This is a genomic window from uncultured Tenacibaculum sp. (assembly GCF_947504135.1).
Classification (GTDB): domain Bacteria; phylum Bacteroidota; class Bacteroidia; order Flavobacteriales; family Flavobacteriaceae; genus Polaribacter.
Window position 1 is genome coordinate 626,661 of the sequence record NZ_CANNGG010000001.1, and the last position, 19,335, is coordinate 645,995.

Sequence of the window (19,335 nt, forward strand, 5' to 3'; positions counted from 1 at the left end):
ATGAAAAAAGTAGCAACTTATCTATCTTTTTTCTCGTTGTTGATGTTTTTGGCGTTTTTGTATGGCTTTACAACCAATAGAAATGGCTTAAAAAAAGTAAAAAACACCGTGGTTGAGTTTGAAGCAGGTGATAATAACTTTTTGACGCACAGTATGGTTGATAAATTGTTAATACAAAATAATGAATTTGTTAAAAACCAACCGAAAAGATTGGTAGATTTACACTTTCTGGAGGTTAATGTTTCGGCGAATCCGTATGTTGAAAAAACAGCGGTGTTTTTAACGGTAGATGGAGTGTTAAAAACATTAATTAAACAACGAACACCGATAGCTCGAATTGTTGATAAGAATAAATCTTTTTATGTTGACAAATATGGGGTAGAAATACCTTTGTCAACAAACTTTTCAGCAAGAGTACCGTTAGTTTCAGGAATAAGGGAACCTGAAGAAATTAAAGAGTTAACAACGTTAATAAAAACAATTAATAGCAATAGTTTTTTCGCTAAAGAAATTATTGCTATTCAAAAAGACGCCCAAAACGAATATACATTTAAAGTTCGTAGCGGTGATTATGAGATAAATTTTGGTGAGTTTAAAGATGCAGCAGAAAAGTTTAAAAAGCTAACAGCGTTTTATAACAAAGCTCTTAAAGACAAAACTATAAGTAATTACAAAACGATAAATGTAAAATACCACAACCAAGTTGTGTGCACAAAACAAAATCAAGATGGAAAACAATAAAATTGCAGTTGGTTTAGATATTGGTACAACCAAGATTGTTGCCATGATTGGTCGTGAAAATGAATACGGAAAACTTGAGGTTTTAGGTATTGGTAAAGCAAAAAGCTTAGGTGTAAAAAGAGGAGTGGTTAATAATATCACGCAAACAATTCAATCTATCCAACAAGCTGTTGACGAGGCAGAAAGTGTTTCAGGACAAAAAATAGAAAATGTTGTAGTAGGCATTGCAGGTCAGCATATAAGAAGCTTACATCATAGTGATTATATAACACGAGAAAAAGCTGAAGAAGTTATTGAAGCGAATGACATTGAGAACTTAGTAAATCAAGTACATAAGTTAGTAATGTTGCCTGGTGAGGAAATTATTCATGTATTACCTCAAGAGTTTAAAGTAGATAGTCAGCCAGATATTAAAGAACCTATCGGGATGTATGGAGGTAGGTTAGAAGCAAATTTCCACGTTGTGGTTGGTCAAGTATCTTCTATCCGAAATGTAGGAAGATGCATTAAAAGTGCTGGTTTAAACTTATCTGACATTACATTAGAGCCTTTAGCATCGGCATCTGCTGTATTAAGTCAAGAAGAAAAAGAAGCAGGTGTAGCGTTGATTGATATAGGTGGCGGAACGACAGATTTAGCTATTTTTAAAGACGGAATTATTCGTCATACAGCAGTCATTCCTTTTGGAGGTAATGTAATTACTGAAGATATTAAAGAAGGCTGTTCGATTATAGAAAAGCAAGCAGAGTTGTTAAAAATTAAATTTGGTTCTGCGTGGCCAGGAGAAAATAAAGAAACGGAAATTGTTTCTATTCCAGGGTTACGAGGAAGAGAACCAAAAGAAATTACACTTAAGAACTTATCTAAAATAATTCACGCAAGAGTGCAAGAAATTATTGAGCACGTGTATTTAGAAATTAAAAACTACGGACACGAAACTCAAAAAGGAAAACTCATTGCAGGTATTGTTTTAACAGGTGGCGGAGCTCAATTAAAACATTTACGTCAGTTAGTAGAATATATTACTGGAATGGACGTTCGTATTGGGTATCCAAATGAACATTTGGCAGGAGATTCTGATGAAGTCTTATCAAGTCCAGCATTTGCAACCGCAGTTGGTTTGTTAATGGAAGGCTTGAAAAAAGAAGGAAATGAAGTAGCAGCAGAAGAAGCTCCAGAAGTGTTTGTAGAGCCAACTATTGAAGAAGAAAAAGAAGCTATAGAAGAAGCTCAAGAAGAGAAGGAACTACCAGCGAAAGAAAAGTCTAAATCAATCTTTGAAAAGGTTGCCAAGCGATTCACAGAAGGATTTAAAGAGTTTTTAGATAACGCAGAGTAAAGTATATAAAAAGCTACTCCGAATTAATCCCCTAAGAAGGAGAGAGTAAATTGAATAAGAATTAATAAAAAAAGAAAAGTTATTATGAGCGCAGAATTTGATAACATTTCATTCGACATGCCGAAAACACAATCGAATGCCATTAAAGTAATTGGTGTTGGTGGGGGAGGAAGTAACGCAGTAAACCACATGTATAGTAAGCAAATTCACGGAGTAGATTTTGTGATTTGCAACACAGATGCACAAGCATTAGAAAACAGTCCAATTCCTAATAAAGTACAATTAGGAGCACACTTAACTTCTGGGTTAGGCGCGGGTGCGAATCCTGAAATAGGAGCACAAGCAGCGGCTGAAAGTATTCAAGAAATTCAACAAATGTTGAGTACACATACCAAAATGGTATTTATTACCGCAGGTATGGGGGGAGGTACCGGTACAGGTGCAGCGCCAATCATTGCTAAAATTGCTAAAGATATGGATATTTTAACGGTAGGAATCGTTACAATGCCATTTCAGTTTGAAGGAAGAATGCGCTCAAAACAAGCTCAAAAAGGAATTGATGAGTTACGTAAAAATGTAGATTCGTTAATTGTTATTAATAACAATAAACTGCGTGAAGTTTATGGTAACTTAGGGTTTAAAGCAGGATTCTCAAAAGCAGATGAAGTTTTAGCTACAGCAGCAAAGGGTATTGCAGAAGTAATTACACATCACTATAAACAAAATATCGACTTACATGATGCCAAAACGGTATTGTCTAATAGTGGTACTGCAATTATGGGATCTGCAAAAGAAACGGGAGCTAACAGAGCTAAAAATGCAATTGTAAAAGCGTTAGATTCACCGTTATTAAATGATAACAAAATTACAGGAGCTAAGAATGTATTGTTGTTAATTGTTTCTGGAGGTAATGAAGTAACCCTAGATGAAATAGGAGAAATTAACGATTATATTCAAGATGAAGCAGGGTATGATGCCAATATTATTATGGGTATTGGAGAAGATGAATCATTAGAAGATGGAATAGCTGTAACAGTTGTGGCAACTGGTTTTGCTGCTGATCAGCAAGGAAATATTACCAATACAGAAGTAAAAAAGATTGTTCATACTTTAGAAGATGAACAAAAAGCTACGTATAATTTTGGGGACCAGAAAATTCAAACTTCTCCAAGTGTAAATGAGCCTTTGCCAGCTAAACCAGCAGATAAAGTTGTTCACGTATTAGAAGAGGAGGTTGTTGAACCAAAATCGAATTTAATCCCTACGACAGAGGCTATTAAAAATATTGATGTAGTGTATGATGAAATTGCTATTGAAACCATTTCAGAAGATGATTTTATCATTACAAATATCGCTGAGCCAAAAGTTGAGGAAGAAGTAAAACAACAACCAGTTCAACAAGATTTATTGTTTGATTTACCGTTGAATTCTTACGAAGAAATAAAACCAGCTTCTCATTTAGTTGAAACTACAAATGAGATTAAAAACATTGAAGTAACTGCCCAAGAAATTAAGTTTCATAAAGTAGAAAAGCGATACGTTTTAGATGATTTTGATGCAGAACCAACAATAGGTAAAAGTTCTACACCTACCATAAAAGAAGAGGAGGAAGAAGAGTTGCGTTTTGAAGTAAAGTCAAAAACTCAAGAAGAAATTATTAACATCGATACATCAAGTGAAGAAGTATCTCCATTGAGTTTAACGATTTCTGAAGTACAAAAAAGAGCACAAGAAAGACGTGAAAAAATGAAAGGTTTTAACTATAAATTTAACGACCAAAGAATAAAAAACGTAGATGAAATTGAGAGTCAACCTGCTTATAAAAGATTAGGAGTTGATATTGATTCAGGTTCAGACATTAGTAAATCAGACACTGCATTAAATACTGATAATAACGATTTATTACGTTCAAATAACTCGTTTTTACACGATAATGTAGATTAATAAAAGAATAACACGTATTTTTAAAATCCCGACTTATCGGGATTTTTTTAATAGTAAAAATCACAAAATTATGAGTTTGCAAAAGCAGGTAATGGATAAAATGAAAGAGGCTATGAAGTCTAAAGACACAGTAGCTTTAACTGCGTTAAGAGCATTAAAGTCAGCTTTTATGTTGGCAAATACCGAAGCAGGAGCAGGTGAATTATCAGAAGCAGAAGAGTTGAAAATTGTTCAAAAGCAAGTAAAACAACGTAAAGATAGCGCAGCTGTATTCACAGAGCAAGGACGTAATGATTTAGCAGAACCTGAATTGGCTGAAGCAGCTGTTTTAGAGCAGTTTTTACCAGAAGCGTTAAGTGATGAAGAAATTGGTAAAATCGTTGAAAAAACCATTGCAGATGTTGGTGCAGAAGGAATGAAAGACATGGGTAAAGTAATGGGAATAGTTTCCAAGCAATTAGCAGGTCAAGCAGATGGAAAAACAATTTCAGCAATAGTAAAAGCTAAGTTAGCTTAAAAATACTTAAAGACTCAGTAGTTCAACTGGATAGAACATCAGATTTCGGCTCTGAGGGTTGGGGGTTCGAGTCCTCTCTGGGTCGCAAAAAAAAAAGAAAACAGCAGAAGATTTGCTCTCTGCTGTTTTTTTATCTTCAAGGGAAATATTAGGGAAAGGTTGCTTAACTGACCGTAAAATTAAAAAAATCTATTGTCTTGTAATGTAACCTAAGTTATATTTGAGTTTTTCAAATTGATATGAAACCCATCTTTTTAATTAAGTATACTGCTATTTTTATCGGAGTTGTAAGTGTTGGGGTTAATGTTATAGAGTCTATTTACGTGTCTCTATTTAACCGACCTATTTTTGTACACTTTTATCTGGTAAAAAAGAAACTCCCTAAAAAGAAAAAAGAATTTTTAGTAGAAAATATAGCCTTTTATCAGAAGTTGAATGATAAACAAAAAGTGTATTTTGAGCACAGATTAACCAAGTTTATCAGAACGTACGATTTTATTGAAAGAGATAATTTTGAGCTAACACCAGAAGCAAAGGTTTTGATAGCAGCATCGTATATAAAGCTCACTTTTGGTATGCGAAGATATCTTACCTCTACGTTCGATAAAATTATAGTGTATCCAACCAGTTTTTATTCAACAATAACAGAACAATATCATAAAGGAGAGTTTAACCCGAGGTTAAAATCTATTGTATTTTCTTGGGAAGATTTTTTGATGGGAAACATTATATTAAATGATAATCTAAACTTAGGGATTCATGAATTTTCTCACGCGTTAACTTTTCATGGAAGAAAATCTAAAGATGTTAGTGCTCGAATTTATTATCGATTATTTGAAGAAATAACAGTGTTTATGAAAAGTGAAGAGAATATAGAGAGAATTGAAAATTCAGGATATTTTAGAGCATATGCGCTTACAAATAAATTGGAATTTGTTGCTGTAATTATGGAGCACTTTTTTGAAACTCCTGAGGATTTACAGCAACAATTTCCACAATTGTATAAAAAGATTCAACTCATGTTGAATTATTCTGTAGAATAAATAAGTTACTCTTTTACTTTAAATACCTTGGTTAAAATATCATCCATTAAACACCATTTGGTTAATGATGATTGTAATAAATTGGCACCTACAAAAGCAGTAAACCATAACCAATTAATATTTACTTTAATAGCTAAGATTAAACTAATAAGTATAAAACTACCAGCAATACCACGTACAATTCTATTCTTCATAATTAAATATATTTATCAATAGGAACTACTACAGCTCGTATTGGATTATTTGTTTCTAAATTTTTATTAAAAGTTTCAATTAAGTTAAGCAGTGTATCTATTTTATCAGTTTCAGTAAATGAGAAATACATATATGAACCAGTTGCTTTTTCATTTCCAGAAAACCAATCATTTACAGAAATTACAGGAAAAGAATTTCGAAAACCTTCAATATCAGAAGCACTAAAATTATCTATAGCTGCTTCTTTTAATAGTTTTAGTACTTCATTTTGAAGCCCATCAACTACGGTTATTATTAATAACTTCATCTTATTTATAGTTTTTACGTTCAATTAAATAGTATACTAATGGTACTACTAATAAGGTTAGTACAGTTGCAGTAATAGTTCCTCCCATTAATGAAATAGCTAATCCTTGGAAAATAGGATCGAATAAAATTACAAACGCACCAATAACTACCGTACCTGCAGTTAGTAGAATAGGAGTGGTACGTACTGCACCAGCTTCTATAACAGCTTGTTTTAACGGAACTCCTTCTGCTAAACGTAAGTTGACAAAATCAATTAATAAGACTGAGTTTCGTACCATAATTCCTGCTAGGGCAATCATTCCAATAAATGAGGTAGCTGTAAAATAAGCCCCCATCATCCAGTGTCCTAAAATAATCCCTACCATAGATAAAGGAATTGCAACCATCATTACAATTGGAGCTTTAAAGTTTTGGAACCATCCTACAATTAACATGTAAATAATGATGAGGACTCCTAAAAAGGCAATACCTAAATCTCTAAACACCTCTAAGGTAATTTGCCATTCACCATCCCATTTTACGGTGTAATTATCTTCAAAATCGGGTTGTTTAATGTATAACTCATTCAATTCATATCCCTTCGGAAGTGGAATCTCTTTTAATTTTTCTTCCATCCCTAAAATTGCATACGCAGGACTCTCTAATTCACCGGCCATATCAGCCATAACATATACCACACGTTTTTGATTCTTTCTGTAAATACTTTTTGCACTATTCTTTTCTTCAACAGAAACCAAATCACTTATAGAAACCATGTTGCCGCGTTGCGATTTAATCTGTAACTGAGCAATATCTTGGATAGAAGATTTCTCTTTTTCATCTAAAGCAAACACAATCCCTACTTGATTAGAGGCATCTTCATCATATAAAGTTGAAACCGCTCTGTTGGATAACGCCATGTTTAATGTAAAAGCAATTTGCTGAGGAGCCACACCATACAACATTGCTTTTTCTTTGTCGATTACAAACTCATATTCCGTTTGATTGTCTTCTACCATCCAATCGATATCTACTACATCGGCTGTATTGTGTAAGATGTTTTGAACTTCGTTGGCAATTTCAATTTGCTTGTCATAATCTGGTCCGTAAACTTCTGCAACAATCGTAGATAATACTGGTGGTCCTGGTGGAACTTCCACTAATTTTACATTAGCTTTAAATTTTTTAGCTATGTTTTGAATATCAGCACGCATCGATTTTGCAATGCCGTGACTTTGTATGCTTCTATCTTTCTTGTCAACTAAGTTTACTTGAATATCTGCCATATTACTACCACCACGTAAATCGTAATGACGAACCAATCCGTTAAAGGTAATTGGAGCAGAAGTACCCACATAACTTTGGTAGTTTACGACTTCTGGTCGTGTAGCTAAATACTGTGCAATTTCTTTGGTTACGGCATCAGTACGCTCTAAAGTAGTACCTTCAGGCATGTCAATTACTACTTGGAATTCGTTCTTATTATCAAAAGGCAACATTTTTACAGCTACCGATTTGGTAAAGAACAACGACATAGAACCTAACAATAAAACAATCGTGATTCCTAAGAAAACCCAACGCTTGGTTTTGTTTTCAATAAGAGGGCGCTCGAATCGCTCATATAACTTGTAGATTAATGTACTTTGCATTGCTTTAGTCTCATCTGCTTCAAATTTTTCCTCAGCACCGTGCTTGTCTTTTTCACGTAAGAAAATATATCCTAAATACGGAGTAATCGTTAACGCAACAAATAGTGACAAAATCATAGCGATAGAAGCTCCAATTGGCATCGGACTCATATAAGGCCCCATTAATCCAGATACAAACGCCATTGGTAACACCGAAGCAATTACGGTAAAGGTTGCCAATATGGTTGGATTCCCTACTTCGTTAATAGCATACAAGGCTGCTTGTTTAAACGGTAGTCGCTTCATTTTAAAATGCCTGTGCATATTTTCAGCAATAATAATGGAATCATCTACCACAATACCTGTTACGAATACCAAGGCGAACAAGGTGATTCGGTTTAAGGTATAATCTAACATGTAGTAACTTAGTAAGGTAAGTGCAAAGGTGATGGGAACCGATAAGAATACCACTAAACCACCACGCCAACCCATGGCTAACATTACCACTAAGGTTACAGCGATAATTGCACCGATTAAGTGTAATAATAATTCTGATACTTTTTGTGATGCTGTTTCACCATAGTTACGGGTAATTTCAACATGTACATCATTAGGAATTAAGTTGGTACGTAAATGATCAACCTTCGCTAAAATAACATCGGCAATTTGCATTGCATCTGCTCCTTTTCGTTTAGCTACCGATATAGTTACCGCTGGATATTCTGATTGATACGTCGAAGCATTACTACTTGCTTGTCCGTACCCAAAACTTACATAGTTTTTAGGAATTTCTGGACCGTCTAATACGTTTGCAACTTGTTTTAAATAAATTGGTTGATTTTGTTGTACACCAACCACTAAGTTTTTAACATCTTCAGCAGATTGTAAAAACTTCCCTGTAGTTACTAAAAACTCGGTATCATTTTTATCATAACTTCCTGCACTTAGTTGCTGATTACTGGCTTTCAGCATTTCAGTAACCGATAAAAAGTCTAGTCCACTAGCGGCTAATTTATCTTTATCTACGACCACACGTACTTCACGATTTCTACCTCCAATTTTTTGGGTAATCGCTACATCGTTTACTTTTTCAATTTCGTTGGTAAGTTCTTGTGCTATTTGTTTTAATTGATAGTCATCATAGTTTTCACTCCATAATGTCAACCCTAACATAGGTACATCATCAATTGCACGTGTTTTTACCAAAGGCATGTTAACACCCTTCGGCATTTGATCCATATGTTTGTTAATCTCGTTGTACAGTTTTACGAACGAGCGCTCGATGTCTTCACCAACATAAAACTGAACAATCACCATTCCTTGTTCTTTCATCGAAGTAGAGTATACGTACTCTATTCCTTTGATGTTCGAAAGTATTTTTTCTAAGGGTTTGATAACTCTCGATTCTACTTCTGTAGGGCTCGCTCCTGGATATCCTACAAAAATATCAGCCATAGGCACATCAATCTGTGGTTCTTCTTCTCTCGGAATTAAAAAAGAACTGTACACACCAATTACCATAAACACTACCATTAATAAGATGGTAAGTTTAGAGCCGATAAACCCTTTGGCTATTTTTCCTGCTAAACCTTCTTTCATTTTATATAATTTGAAAATTTGTTGATTTGATGATTTGAAAATGGGGTGATTGGGTCATTTTCAAATTTTCAAATTGATTTTATTGAATTGTAATGTTCGCTCCGTTGTATAGTTTACCTTCAGAAGAAACAATGTAGCTTTCATCGGCTGATAAGCCTGATAATACTTCTACTTGATCTCCAAAAGTTCTTCCTAAGCGTAACCAACGTAGAACAGCGGTATTACTTTGACTTACCGTGTAAACTCCAGATAATTGCCCTTTGTGTACTAAAGCTTCTGACGGAATTAAAACCATGTCAGTACTTTTTTGTGTTTTTTCAACAGGAAACTGAACCGTAGCAAACATTCCTGATAACAAGTTGAAATCCGTTTTATCTAGGTCAATTTTAACTAAGTATTGTCCACCGGTATTCTTTGCTGAGGCACTTACTTCTGATACGTTACCTGTAACCGTTTTGTTAATTGACTTGATCGTTACATCAACCTTAGTATCTTTTTTAATTTGAGAAATTTCACTTTCAGGTACTAACGCAGTTACTTCAAATCCGCTTTTTCCTTCAACAGAAATTAAAGGCATTCCAGGGTTTGCCATGGCACCTTTATCGATGAATTTGTTAGTTACCACTCCTGAAAATGGAGCTCTGATATTCGTATAGGCAAACTGAGAATTGATTTCATTTCTCATCTGTTTTGCTGCTTCTAAATTCGCTTTAGCAACATTGTAATGAACAGTGATATCGTCAAATTCCTTTTGAGAAGCGCTATTTTGTTCAAATAAGTTTTTAAAGCGATTGTAATCTTTTTCAGCACTTGAAAATCCTGCTTTCGCTTTAATAATGTTGGCCTCTACTTGTGCTTTCTTAGCTTGTAAGTCGCTGTTATTTATAGATACTAATAATTGACCTTTGTTTACTTTATCACCAACTTTTACGTGTATGTTGGTTACATAGCCCATCATTCGAGTACTTAATTCAGCACTGTTGGTAGCTTCCACTTTTCCACTTGCTGTTATAAACGGATTGTTATCATTAGCGGTTACTTTGGCAACTTTTACATGAACTGCTGGTTTGTTGTTGGTATTGTTTGTTGTTTCTTTTTTACCACAGCTTACTACTAAAAGTGATGCGGCAAGGGCGATTGTATATATAGTTTTCATTTGTTGATTATTCTTTAGTTAAAAAATCTAAGTAAGCTTTGGTATAGTTGTATTGATATACGGTTTGGTAATATTCTAATTGTTTTTGAGCGTATTGTGTTTCAACGGTTAATAAATCGGATGTTTTTTCTAACCCTTCTTTAAATCTGTTTTTTCTGATTCGTAAGGCTTCTTCCGATTGTTGTAAGGCTAACTCGGTTAGTTTTAACTGTTCCTCAGCATCAGTTAACAATCGTTTAGTATTGTTTAACTCTAATTGACTTTTAGATTTGTACTGCTCGTATTCTAATCTTGATTTTTCATACTGAGCTTTGCTTTTCTGTGCTTTTCCGTAACGTTTAGAACCTTTAAAAATGTCCCAAGTTAATTGTGCTCCTACTACATAACCACTTGCATCTGCATTGAAAATTTTATCATCATACAACTCGTAACTACCAAAGGCATTTAAACGAGGAAGAAAATCCATTTTATCAGCTTTGTGCATTTTTTGATAAGCCTCAGAAGCTAATTCCATTGCTTTAATGTCTGAACGATTTTCAGAAATCGTAATGTCAACCAGTTGATTCGTTAAGTGTACTTGCAAACTATCTGAAGGTTCATAAATGTTATTTTGTTTTTCATTCATTAAAAAAGACAAGTAGTTAGAAGCATTTAGCACATTGCTTTTTGCTGTTTGTAACTGATTTTTTACTTCGGTAACTCGAACTTCAACAGCTAATACATCTGCACGTTGTAAATATCCCTGCTTAAAGCTGTTTTCTGCCATTTGTTGATTAGCTTCCGAAGCTTTTAAGGCTTTTTCTAATACTGAAACTCCCTTGTGAGCTAATTGCAATTGCATGTATGCTTTTTCAACTTCTAACAATAAATATTCTTGAGTACGTTGTGTTTGCAAGTTGGTTGCTTCCATTTTAGTTTTAGCAGCCTTACGTTGGTAAATACCGTCTAAATTCACTAAAGGTTGTTGTACTTCAATTTTAGTAGCGAAGTTTTGTGTTCGTTTCGGATTGTTTAATAAATCTGGATTAAAATCAGCTTGTGTTAAAATTTCTTGATTCAATTTACTACCAAATGCCATTAGTGGATTCGTAGTTACAATTCCTGTATGAGAAGCCGTAATATTTGGTAAGAACACGGCATTTGTTTGCTTATAATCGGCACGAGCTTCTTCATAATTTTGTTCAGATATTTTTAAAGAGGTGTTATTTTCCTGAACTCTTTTTAAAACCTCACTTTTGGAAATTGAGATTTTAGTTTGAGCTTTTATAGTAGTAGCTATTAAAAATGCCACTATAAATAAACTAACATATGATTTTTTCATCTTAACTATTTTGTTATAGCAAATTTAGTGGCACAAAACACAGTAGTCAGTAACTAATGTTACAATGAAAAAACGCCTAAACAAAAGTCTAGACGTTATTTACTAACAATTAAAAATCAACTAATACTTGGAAATGTTTCTGTTAAATGCGTTTAAGTGATTGTATGAAGCGTTTAATAAATTGGTATATACATTTATACTGTATTCATCATTGGTGTTCTTAATAGCTAACTGTAGATCTTCAATATCTTTTTCTTCAATTAGCTTACCTACTTCAAGTGCATCTAGTTTAGATTTTTGTCCTTTACTTATTAATTCATCATATAACTTTTGAAGTTCAGAATTTTTAAAAACACCTCTTTCTTTATTTAAGGTAAAGGCAATATTATTGTATTGTAATAAACCTTTCATGGCGTTCATATGTCGTTCTTCGCTTTGACTGATGTTTCCAAAAACACGTAGGTTCCATTTTTCATTAAGGAAGTTATAAACATCAAAAGCTAATTTTTCTTCCTCTAACATCAAAAGCATTTCGTTTTTTTCTTGTTGAGAAAGAGTAAGATCGGTATTGTTTGTATTCTGGCAAGAGCTACTAATACTTGAAAAAAGTAATAAGAATAGCAAGCCTATTGTATTTAAAGTTTTCATAATAACAGCTTTTAAATTATATACTAATTTAAATATTGTGTAGGCTGTAGTCTGCAACTTTAGTTACATAGGAGTAAGGTTTTAATAGAATGTCTTTTATTTAGTTAAGTATAAGAACTAGACTAATGTTCACCATAGTCTACATCATCCATTTTTCCTTTAAAAACTTTATACTGAATAATAAAATAAACAACTACTAGGATTGCAGCTATAAAAAACCAATTTAAACCTACGGACAAGCCATACTCGTTAGTAGCTACATTGTAAATTGTTAAATCGGGATTTATGTTATTGGTTGAAGGTAAAACTTTAGGGAAAATTGAAGCGACTGTAGTTGCCAAACCTCCTAATAAAAACAAAGAAGAATATAAAAACCCAGTGATGTGTTTTTTATGCTTTTTTACGTTGAATAAACCAAATAACCCTACAAAAGTTAGCAGAGGGAAAATCCATAAAAAAGGATGTTCTATAAAATTATGAAATGGTTTAGGTTCTATAATATGCCAAGCGATTAATGAAATAATTACTAAACCTAATAAAACAAAAGAAAGAGTAAAAACAACCTTTTTTAGTTGGTTGTTAATACTAGCATTAGTTTTGAAAATAACCCAATTGGCACCATGGATAGTTAGTGATACAACTGCAATAATTCCTAGAAGTAAAGTAAACCAGTCAATAACTCCAAGTGTTTCAGAGTGAGGAGAGAATTCCGAATTCCATAAAGGGAGGAAAAAGTAATGTGCTTCATGAGTAGAAACACCATCTACTACATTTCCTAGATTAACACCACGTACCACATTTCCTAATGCAACTCCAAAAAATAAGGCGAGAAGTAAACTGGCAATTCCAAAAGCTTTGTCCCAAATACTTTCCCATATCCTATTATGTATTTGTCCGCGAAGTTCTAATCCAATAGCTCTAAAAATTAGTAACCATAAAACCATCATTAAAGGAAGATAAAAACCACTAAATGAAGAAGCATATAAAGTAGGGAAAGCAAAAAATAAGACACCACCCGCAGCGATTAACCATACTTCGTTCGCATCCCAAAAAGGACCTATTGCTTTTACGACTTTCTTTTTATCTTCTTCTTTTTTAGCAAAGAATAAGTGAATAATTCCTGCTCCAAAATCATAACCATCTAAAATAACATAAATGGTTAACATCGTAACTAATACTATATACCAGAAAAGTTCCATAATTTAATGTGTTGTTTGAGGTCCTTTGTTAATGATTTTTCCTACTAAAATTAGAAATAACATTCCTAATAGTAAGTATAAACCTATAAACCCTAAAAGAGTAAATAAAGTGTTTCCTGAAGATACTGTAGGAGATGCTCCAGCAGATGTTCGTAATAAGTTATAAACTAACCAAGGTTGGCGTCCTAATTCAGCGGTATACCAGCCGGTAGTATTGGCAATATATGGAAATGGAATCATGAAGAGTAAAGACCATAAAATCCATTTTGTTTGATATAATTTTTTTCTGAATAACTGTATAATGCTAGCTAACATTAATGCAATAAAAATAGTTCCTAAACCTACCATTATATGATATGCATAATATAGTCCAGGTATATTTGTTGGGTAGTTTTTTTTATCAAATTCATTGAGTCCTTTAATCTCAGCATTCCATTCTTGATAGGTTAAAAAGCTTAAGATGTTAGGAACGGCTATTTTATTGTCTAGTTTTTTCTCCAGCATATTTGGTTGTCCAATCAGCACTATTTCAGAGCCTCCTTTTTCTGTTTCAAATATTCCTTCCATAGCAGCAAAGGTTATAGGTTGATATTTGACAACATTTTTAGCAGCTAAATCGCCAGTAGGAAAAGCAACGAAAATAGAAGCAATAACACCAAAAATAACTCCAGTTTTTAAAAATAATTTTCCAAATTCTAAGTGCTTCTTGTTTAAAAGGTATAGAGCTCCAATACCAGCTACTACAAAAGAACTAGTAACCAAAGAAGCTGCTTGATTATGTAAATAAGAAGGCCATAACCATGGATTTGAGAACAAGGCTGAAAAGTTATTTAGTACAAATTTACCATTGGCTAGTATTTCATAGCCTACAGGATTTTGCATCCAAGAATGTGTCGCAATGATTAAAAAGCCACTTGCCCAAGAGCCTAAAAAGACAAGGAATCCAGTTAAAAAATGAAGTTTATGTCCTAGCTTTTTTTCACCAAATAAAAACAATCCTAAAAAGGAAGATTCTAGGAAGAAAGAAAACATCCCTTCCATAGCTAATGTTTGACCTATAATACCACCAGTGAGCTCAGAGAACTTAGCCCAGTTAGTTCCAAATTGAAATTCCATAGGAATCCCAGTAACAACTCCCATGGCAAAGTTTAAAGCAAAGATTTTCATCCAAAACTTAGCAGCGTCGTTGTATTTTTCAAGTTTAGTTCTTAAAAATTTCCATTTAAAGAAGACTATCATTAACGATAGTCCCATTGTTAATTGTGGAAATAAGTAGTGAAAAGTAATAGTGAAAGCAAACTGCATTCTATCATAAAAGAGCATGTCTTCCATACCGAAGATTGTTTATGAGGTTATTAAATAAGAACGTTTTTAGTAGCAATAAGGAGGAATAAAAATAATGATATTATTTCACATGACTATTAATAATACTAATCAAATCGTTCTTATATAACATTCCTGATTGTCTCCATAATAGTTTGCCTTCTTTAAAAAGCATAAAGGTTGGAACACCTCTAATTTGGTAGGTATTGGCTATTTGTTGATTTTTATCAATGTCTATTTTTAAAATAATAACATTTTCTCCTAAATCTTCTTTTACCTCTTTTAATATAGGAGCCATCATTTTACATGGACCACACCATTCGGCAAAGAAATCTACCAAAACAGGTTTGTTTCCTTTAATTATTTCAGAAAATCTTCCCATAATTTTAATTTTTAAATGAATTATTTACTGTTGTTGTTAAATGAAATACTCCAAATACCACGTACTTGATTTACATCGTAACCCTGCGCTTTATCCGAAGTATATAAAAGAGCTAATTCTTGCAAAGTCTCGGTTTTTATTTGTGTTTTAGGAGTTCCGTGGCATTGTAAGCACATGTTATTCGTTATAATTGGATAATAGAATTGTGTTGTGCTTCCTACCTGTTTCGTAACGGGTTTGATAGTTTCGTTGTTACTTACCACTTTTTTATAGCCTTCAATAATCTCTAATTCTTTTTTGTTAGCAGCATTGTTAGGGTTTCTAGGTTTATCAGAAACTCTTTTGATTGTAGCATTAAAATTAGTAGCCATACTATCGGTTAATTTGTAAGCTTGTTCGTTGCAAAATTGTAAAGCGTGTAAAGTTCCTTGTTTTTGAATAGCTCCCATTAAGTTTTTACCTAATGCTTTTTTGGTTTCCATGGCGTATTCTAGCCCAATTTCTTCTGGAGTTTTGTCAGGTTCAATACTGCTTACTTTTCTACCTGAATTGATATAGCTTTTACCTTGTTTAGACTCCCAATGTTCTTTAAACCAACTAGGTTCTTCAATTTGATAGTTGTACAAATAATCAGCTATTTTTTTAAGGTCTTCTTCTTCAAATTTTTGATACGGCATTAGTCCAAATCGTTTAACAGCACCTCTCATTTTAGCGCTTTCTTCTGTAGGGTTTAGTACGAAACTTACAAAATTTTTAGTAAATTCTTCTTCCGTAGTATTTGCATTAACATAATGAGCTTTGATAGCAATCATTGGAGGAGCTACTCTTTCGTCATGTGGTGTAGAAGCATTATGACAAACAAAACAGTTTGTTTCAAGCAATTTTTTCCCTGGAGGAATACTAGCTTCTACAGTTGTAATATCTTTGGTGTTTTTTTTAGAGTAATCACTTTTTTTAGTTTGATTACAGCTAACAATAGATAAAATTGTAAGTAAGGCTATTAATTTTTTCATCGTTCTAATATTTAGTATAAAGGTAGAACGATTCTCTTATAAAATATGTAACTTAAGTTACAAGGTTAAAGTTCTAACACTTTAATCTGATTTCTATTCAGCTCTATTTTATCTTTTTTTTCTAACGCTTTTAAAAGTCTAGATACAACAACTCGAGAGGTGTGTAAGTCGTTAGCTATTTGTTGGTGTGTTACGCTAATTGTTTCGTTTTGGTTTACTAGAGCTTTATCTTTTAAATACTTTAACAAACGTTGATCCATGTTTAGAAAAGCAATAGTATCAATAGCATCAATAAATTCTTGTAGTCTACTATGATAACTATGTAAAATAAACTCTTGCCAACTTTTATATTTACTAAGCCATTCACTCATTTTTTGCTTAGGTATCATTAAAAGTTTTACATCAGTTTCTGCAACCGCTTTTATTTTACTTTTAGTTTCACCCATACAACATGAAAGCGTCATGGCGCAAGTATCACCTTTTTCAATATAGTATAAAACGAGGTCGTCACCTTCTTTATCTTCACGTAAGATTTTAATTGCACCACTTAAAAGTAGAGGTATAGAGGTAATGTAGCTTCCTATATCAATAATTACATCATTTGCTTTTACATCTTTTGCTATGGCAACATCAGCTATTTCTTTTAATAATGCATCTTCAAATAAATACCCGTAGTATTTCTGTAAGTCTTCAATCAAGATAAAATATTTTTTGTAAAAATAGGTAATTATTTACACTTTAGATATACATAAAATAGTAGTTAATCTATGATTTTAATCAGTTTTTTAGTTGAATTTAATACTGAAATTTGAAATAGTTAATAACACAAAACTATAGTAAAATGAAAAAAAGAACTCCAGTTTCAGCTATAATGACCAAAGAAGTGATTACGTTAAGTAGTACGGATGATTTAATGACTGCGGAAAAAATATTTAAAAAAGAGAAGATAAGACATATTCCAGTAGTAAGCGGAAGCGAAATTAAAGGAATGTTAAGTTATACAGATTTGTTACGTATAAGTTTTGCAGATGCTGTGGATGATAATGAAACAGATGTAGACACAGTGGTATACAATATGTTTACAATAAACCAAGTAATGGCGAAAAACTTAGTAACTGTTAATTCAGATACAGCTATTAAAGAGGTTGCGGAGATTTTAGCGAAAAAAGAATTTCATGCATTGCCTGTTGTAGATAATAATGAATTGGTGGGTATCGTAACAACGACTGATTTAATTAACTTTTTACTAGAACAATTTTAAAAGAAAAGGAGGCTTTTTAGCCTCCTTTTTTAATTTATAATGTTTTTTAAGTTTTCAATTGTATCTGTAGGGTTATCACTACTAAAAACAAAACTACCTGCTACTAGTACATCAGCACCCACTTCGATTAGCTTATTTGCATTTTGGTCAGTTACACCACCATCAATTTCAATTAAGGTAGATGCCTCGCTAAATTCAATCAAGTTTTTTAATTGTTGAATTTTTTTGTACGTATTTTCAATAAATGACTGTCCACCAAACCCAGGATTTACACTCATAATACAAACCACATCTAAGTCTTTGATGATGTCTTCTAAAACAGCGATTGGTGTATGCGGATTTAAAGCAACTCCTGCTTTCATTCCAGCTGCTTTAATAGCTTGAATTGTTCTATGTAAGTGAGTACAAGCTTCGTAGTGTACGGTTAAGATGTCAGCTCCTAAATCGGCAAAAGTTTGAATATAACGATCAGGGTCTACAATCATTAAGTGTACATCAATAGTTTTGTTAGCATGTTTTGTGATTGATTTTAAAACAGGCATTCCAAAAGAGATATTTGGTACAAAAACACCGTCCATAATATCAATGTGAAACCAATCAGCATCACTATTGTTAACCATTTCAACATCACGTTGTAGGTTTCCAAAATCAGCCGCTAAAATTGATGGGGCTACAAGTTTTTTCATTACTATAAGTTGTTGTGTTGTTATTTGATGCAAATATAGTTAAAACCAAGTGCATTAAAACCAAAAAGAAAGCTCTCGTATAGAGAGCTTTCATTCATTAATCAAAAAACGAATAGTTATGATAACTATTTGTTATTGTATATAGGTTTATCCTAAATATGTCATTAAAATCTTACTGCGAGATGTATGCTTTAATCTTCTAATAGCTTTTTCTTTAATTTGACGAACACGTTCACGAGTTAAATCGAAAGTTTCACCAATTTCTTCTAAAGTCATTGGTTGATGTTCTCCTAAACCAAAGTATAACTTTACAACATCAGCTTCACGCGGAGTTAAAGTTTCTAAAGCACGATTAATCTCAATACGTAACGATTCGTGTAATAATGTTTTATCAGGGTTTGGTGATTCACCAGAGTTCAATACATCGTATAAGTTAGAATCTTCACCTTCGATTAAAGGAGCATCCATTGATACGTGACGACCCGAGTTTTTCATCGACTCTTTAACGTCGTTAACAGTCATGTCTAATTTCTTAGCAATTTCTTCAGCACTTGGTGGGCGCTCATTTTCTTGCTCTAAGAAAGCGTACATTTTGTTAATCTTATTGATCGAACCAATTTTGTTTAATGGTAAACGTACAATACGAGATTGTTCTGCTAAGGCTTGTAAGATAGATTGACGAATCCACCATACAGCATATGAAATGAATTTAAAACCACGCGTTTCGTCAAAACGTTTAGCAGCTTTAATTAATCCTAAATTTCCTTCGTTAATTAAATCAGGAAGAGTTAATCCTTGATTTTGGTATTGTTTTGCAACCGATACGACAAAACGTAAGTTAGCCTTGGTTAGTTTTTCAAGAGCTCTTTGGTCACCAGCTTTAATTCTTTGCGCTAATTCTACTTCTTCATCGGCAGTAATTAAGTCTACTTTTCCTATTTCTTGCAAATATTTGTCTAAAGACGCGGTTTCTCTGTTGGTAACCTGTTTTGTAATTTTAAGTTGTCTCATTCTACTTCAAATGTATTTTAATTTCAGTCTACATTATCTTA

Annotated in this window: 19 protein-coding genes and 1 tRNA gene; 7 read left to right on the plus strand and 13 right to left on the minus strand. The window is 33.0% G+C overall.

Annotation, left to right across the window (positions count from 1 at the left end; genetic code table 11):
* From Q0663_RS02960 to Q0663_RS02985, 6 genes are all read left to right on the plus strand, one after another.
* On the plus strand, nucleotides 1-741 hold the full coding sequence (locus Q0663_RS02960; RefSeq protein WP_299006083.1) for a cell division protein FtsQ/DivIB: 741 nt from the start codon (nucleotides 1-3) through the stop codon (nucleotides 739-741).
* On the plus strand, nucleotides 728-2,080 hold the full coding sequence (gene ftsA, locus Q0663_RS02965) for a cell division protein FtsA (protein WP_299006088.1): 1,353 nt from the start codon (nucleotides 728-730) through the stop codon (nucleotides 2,078-2,080). Before Q0663_RS02960 ends, ftsA begins: the two co-directional genes overlap by 14 nt.
* Before the next feature lie 84 nt (nucleotides 2,081-2,164).
* A complete protein-coding gene (ftsZ, locus tag Q0663_RS02970; RefSeq protein WP_299006093.1) occupies nucleotides 2,165-4,024 on the plus strand; it encodes a cell division protein FtsZ in 1,860 nt (619 codons plus the stop codon).
* A gap of 70 nt (nucleotides 4,025-4,094) precedes the next feature.
* Nucleotides 4,095-4,541, plus strand: a complete 447-nt coding sequence (locus Q0663_RS02975; protein ID WP_299006098.1) for a GatB/YqeY domain-containing protein — start codon at nucleotides 4,095-4,097, stop codon at nucleotides 4,539-4,541.
* An 11-nt stretch (nucleotides 4,542-4,552) separates the two neighbouring features.
* Nucleotides 4,553-4,626: transfer RNA gene (locus Q0663_RS02980), tRNA-Arg, on the plus strand.
* Nucleotides 4,627-4,780: 154 nt separating this feature from the next.
* The gene (locus tag Q0663_RS02985; RefSeq protein WP_299006102.1) at nucleotides 4,781-5,584 is read left to right on the plus strand and encodes a zinc-dependent peptidase; all 804 of its coding nucleotides are present in this window, start codon (nucleotides 4,781-4,783) and stop codon (nucleotides 5,582-5,584) included.
* A 5-nt stretch (nucleotides 5,585-5,589) separates the two neighbouring features.
* Here the strand turns inward: Q0663_RS02985 and Q0663_RS02990 are convergent, their stop codons facing one another.
* The 11 genes from Q0663_RS02990 to Q0663_RS03040 all read right to left on the minus strand — a co-directional run bounded on the left by Q0663_RS02990 (nucleotide 5,590) and on the right by Q0663_RS03040 (nucleotide 17,034).
* On the minus strand, nucleotides 5,590-5,778 hold the full coding sequence (locus Q0663_RS02990; RefSeq protein WP_028891241.1) for a DUF2892 domain-containing protein: 189 nt from the start codon (nucleotides 5,776-5,778) through the stop codon (nucleotides 5,590-5,592).
* A gap of 2 nt (nucleotides 5,779-5,780) precedes the next feature.
* A complete protein-coding gene (locus tag Q0663_RS02995) occupies nucleotides 5,781-6,086 on the minus strand; it encodes a hypothetical protein (protein ID WP_299006105.1) in 306 nt (101 codons plus the stop codon).
* A 1-nt stretch (nucleotide 6,087) separates the two neighbouring features.
* Nucleotides 6,088-9,294, minus strand: a complete 3,207-nt coding sequence (locus Q0663_RS03000; protein WP_299006108.1) for an efflux RND transporter permease subunit — start codon at nucleotides 9,292-9,294, stop codon at nucleotides 6,088-6,090.
* A gap of 79 nt (nucleotides 9,295-9,373) precedes the next feature.
* Nucleotides 9,374-10,450 carry an efflux RND transporter periplasmic adaptor subunit gene (locus tag Q0663_RS03005; protein ID WP_299006111.1) on the minus strand — a complete coding sequence of 359 codons (1,077 nt, stop codon included), beginning with the start codon at nucleotides 10,448-10,450 and terminating at the stop codon, nucleotides 9,374-9,376.
* A gap of 7 nt (nucleotides 10,451-10,457) precedes the next feature.
* Nucleotides 10,458-11,771 carry a TolC family protein gene (locus Q0663_RS03010; RefSeq protein WP_299006114.1) on the minus strand — a complete coding sequence of 438 codons (1,314 nt, stop codon included), beginning with the start codon at nucleotides 11,769-11,771 and terminating at the stop codon, nucleotides 10,458-10,460.
* Nucleotides 11,772-11,891: 120 nt separating this feature from the next.
* The gene (locus Q0663_RS03015) at nucleotides 11,892-12,419 is read right to left on the minus strand and encodes a DUF2202 domain-containing protein (RefSeq protein WP_299006117.1); all 528 of its coding nucleotides are present in this window, start codon (nucleotides 12,417-12,419) and stop codon (nucleotides 11,892-11,894) included.
* Between the two features lie 122 nt (nucleotides 12,420-12,541).
* Nucleotides 12,542-13,618 carry a cytochrome d ubiquinol oxidase subunit II gene (cydB, locus tag Q0663_RS03020; protein ID WP_299006120.1) on the minus strand — a complete coding sequence of 359 codons (1,077 nt, stop codon included), beginning with the start codon at nucleotides 13,616-13,618 and terminating at the stop codon, nucleotides 12,542-12,544.
* A 3-nt stretch (nucleotides 13,619-13,621) separates the two neighbouring features.
* The gene (locus Q0663_RS03025) at nucleotides 13,622-14,950 is read right to left on the minus strand and encodes a cytochrome ubiquinol oxidase subunit I (RefSeq protein WP_299006122.1); all 1,329 of its coding nucleotides are present in this window, start codon (nucleotides 14,948-14,950) and stop codon (nucleotides 13,622-13,624) included.
* 73 nt (nucleotides 14,951-15,023) lie between these two features.
* Nucleotides 15,024-15,323 (minus strand): thioredoxin, encoded by a 300-nt coding sequence (gene trxA, locus Q0663_RS03030; RefSeq protein ID WP_299006124.1) that lies wholly within the window; start codon nucleotides 15,321-15,323, stop codon nucleotides 15,024-15,026.
* Nucleotides 15,324-15,343: 20 nt separating this feature from the next.
* Nucleotides 15,344-16,336, minus strand: a complete 993-nt coding sequence (locus Q0663_RS03035; RefSeq protein WP_299006126.1) for a DUF3365 domain-containing protein — start codon at nucleotides 16,334-16,336, stop codon at nucleotides 15,344-15,346.
* A gap of 65 nt (nucleotides 16,337-16,401) precedes the next feature.
* Nucleotides 16,402-17,034: a Crp/Fnr family transcriptional regulator gene (locus Q0663_RS03040; protein WP_274633727.1), complete on the minus strand. Its 633-nt coding sequence runs from the start codon at nucleotides 17,032-17,034 to the stop codon at nucleotides 16,402-16,404.
* Between the two features lie 143 nt (nucleotides 17,035-17,177).
* On the opposite strand from Q0663_RS03040, the gene Q0663_RS03045 reads away from it, so the two are divergent.
* Nucleotides 17,178-17,597 carry a CBS domain-containing protein gene (locus tag Q0663_RS03045; RefSeq protein WP_274633728.1) on the plus strand — a complete coding sequence of 140 codons (420 nt, stop codon included), beginning with the start codon at nucleotides 17,178-17,180 and terminating at the stop codon, nucleotides 17,595-17,597.
* Nucleotides 17,598-17,626: 29 nt separating this feature from the next.
* Here Q0663_RS03045 and rpe read toward each other — a convergent pair whose 3' ends face one another.
* Nucleotides 17,627-18,283, minus strand: coding sequence for a ribulose-phosphate 3-epimerase (rpe, locus tag Q0663_RS03050; protein WP_274633729.1), 657 nt, complete (start codon nucleotides 18,281-18,283; stop codon nucleotides 17,627-17,629).
* A gap of 147 nt (nucleotides 18,284-18,430) precedes the next feature.
* The gene (locus Q0663_RS03055; RefSeq protein WP_028891227.1) at nucleotides 18,431-19,294 is read right to left on the minus strand and encodes a sigma-70 family RNA polymerase sigma factor; all 864 of its coding nucleotides are present in this window, start codon (nucleotides 19,292-19,294) and stop codon (nucleotides 18,431-18,433) included.
* Between the last annotated feature and the right edge of the window lie 41 nt (nucleotides 19,295-19,335).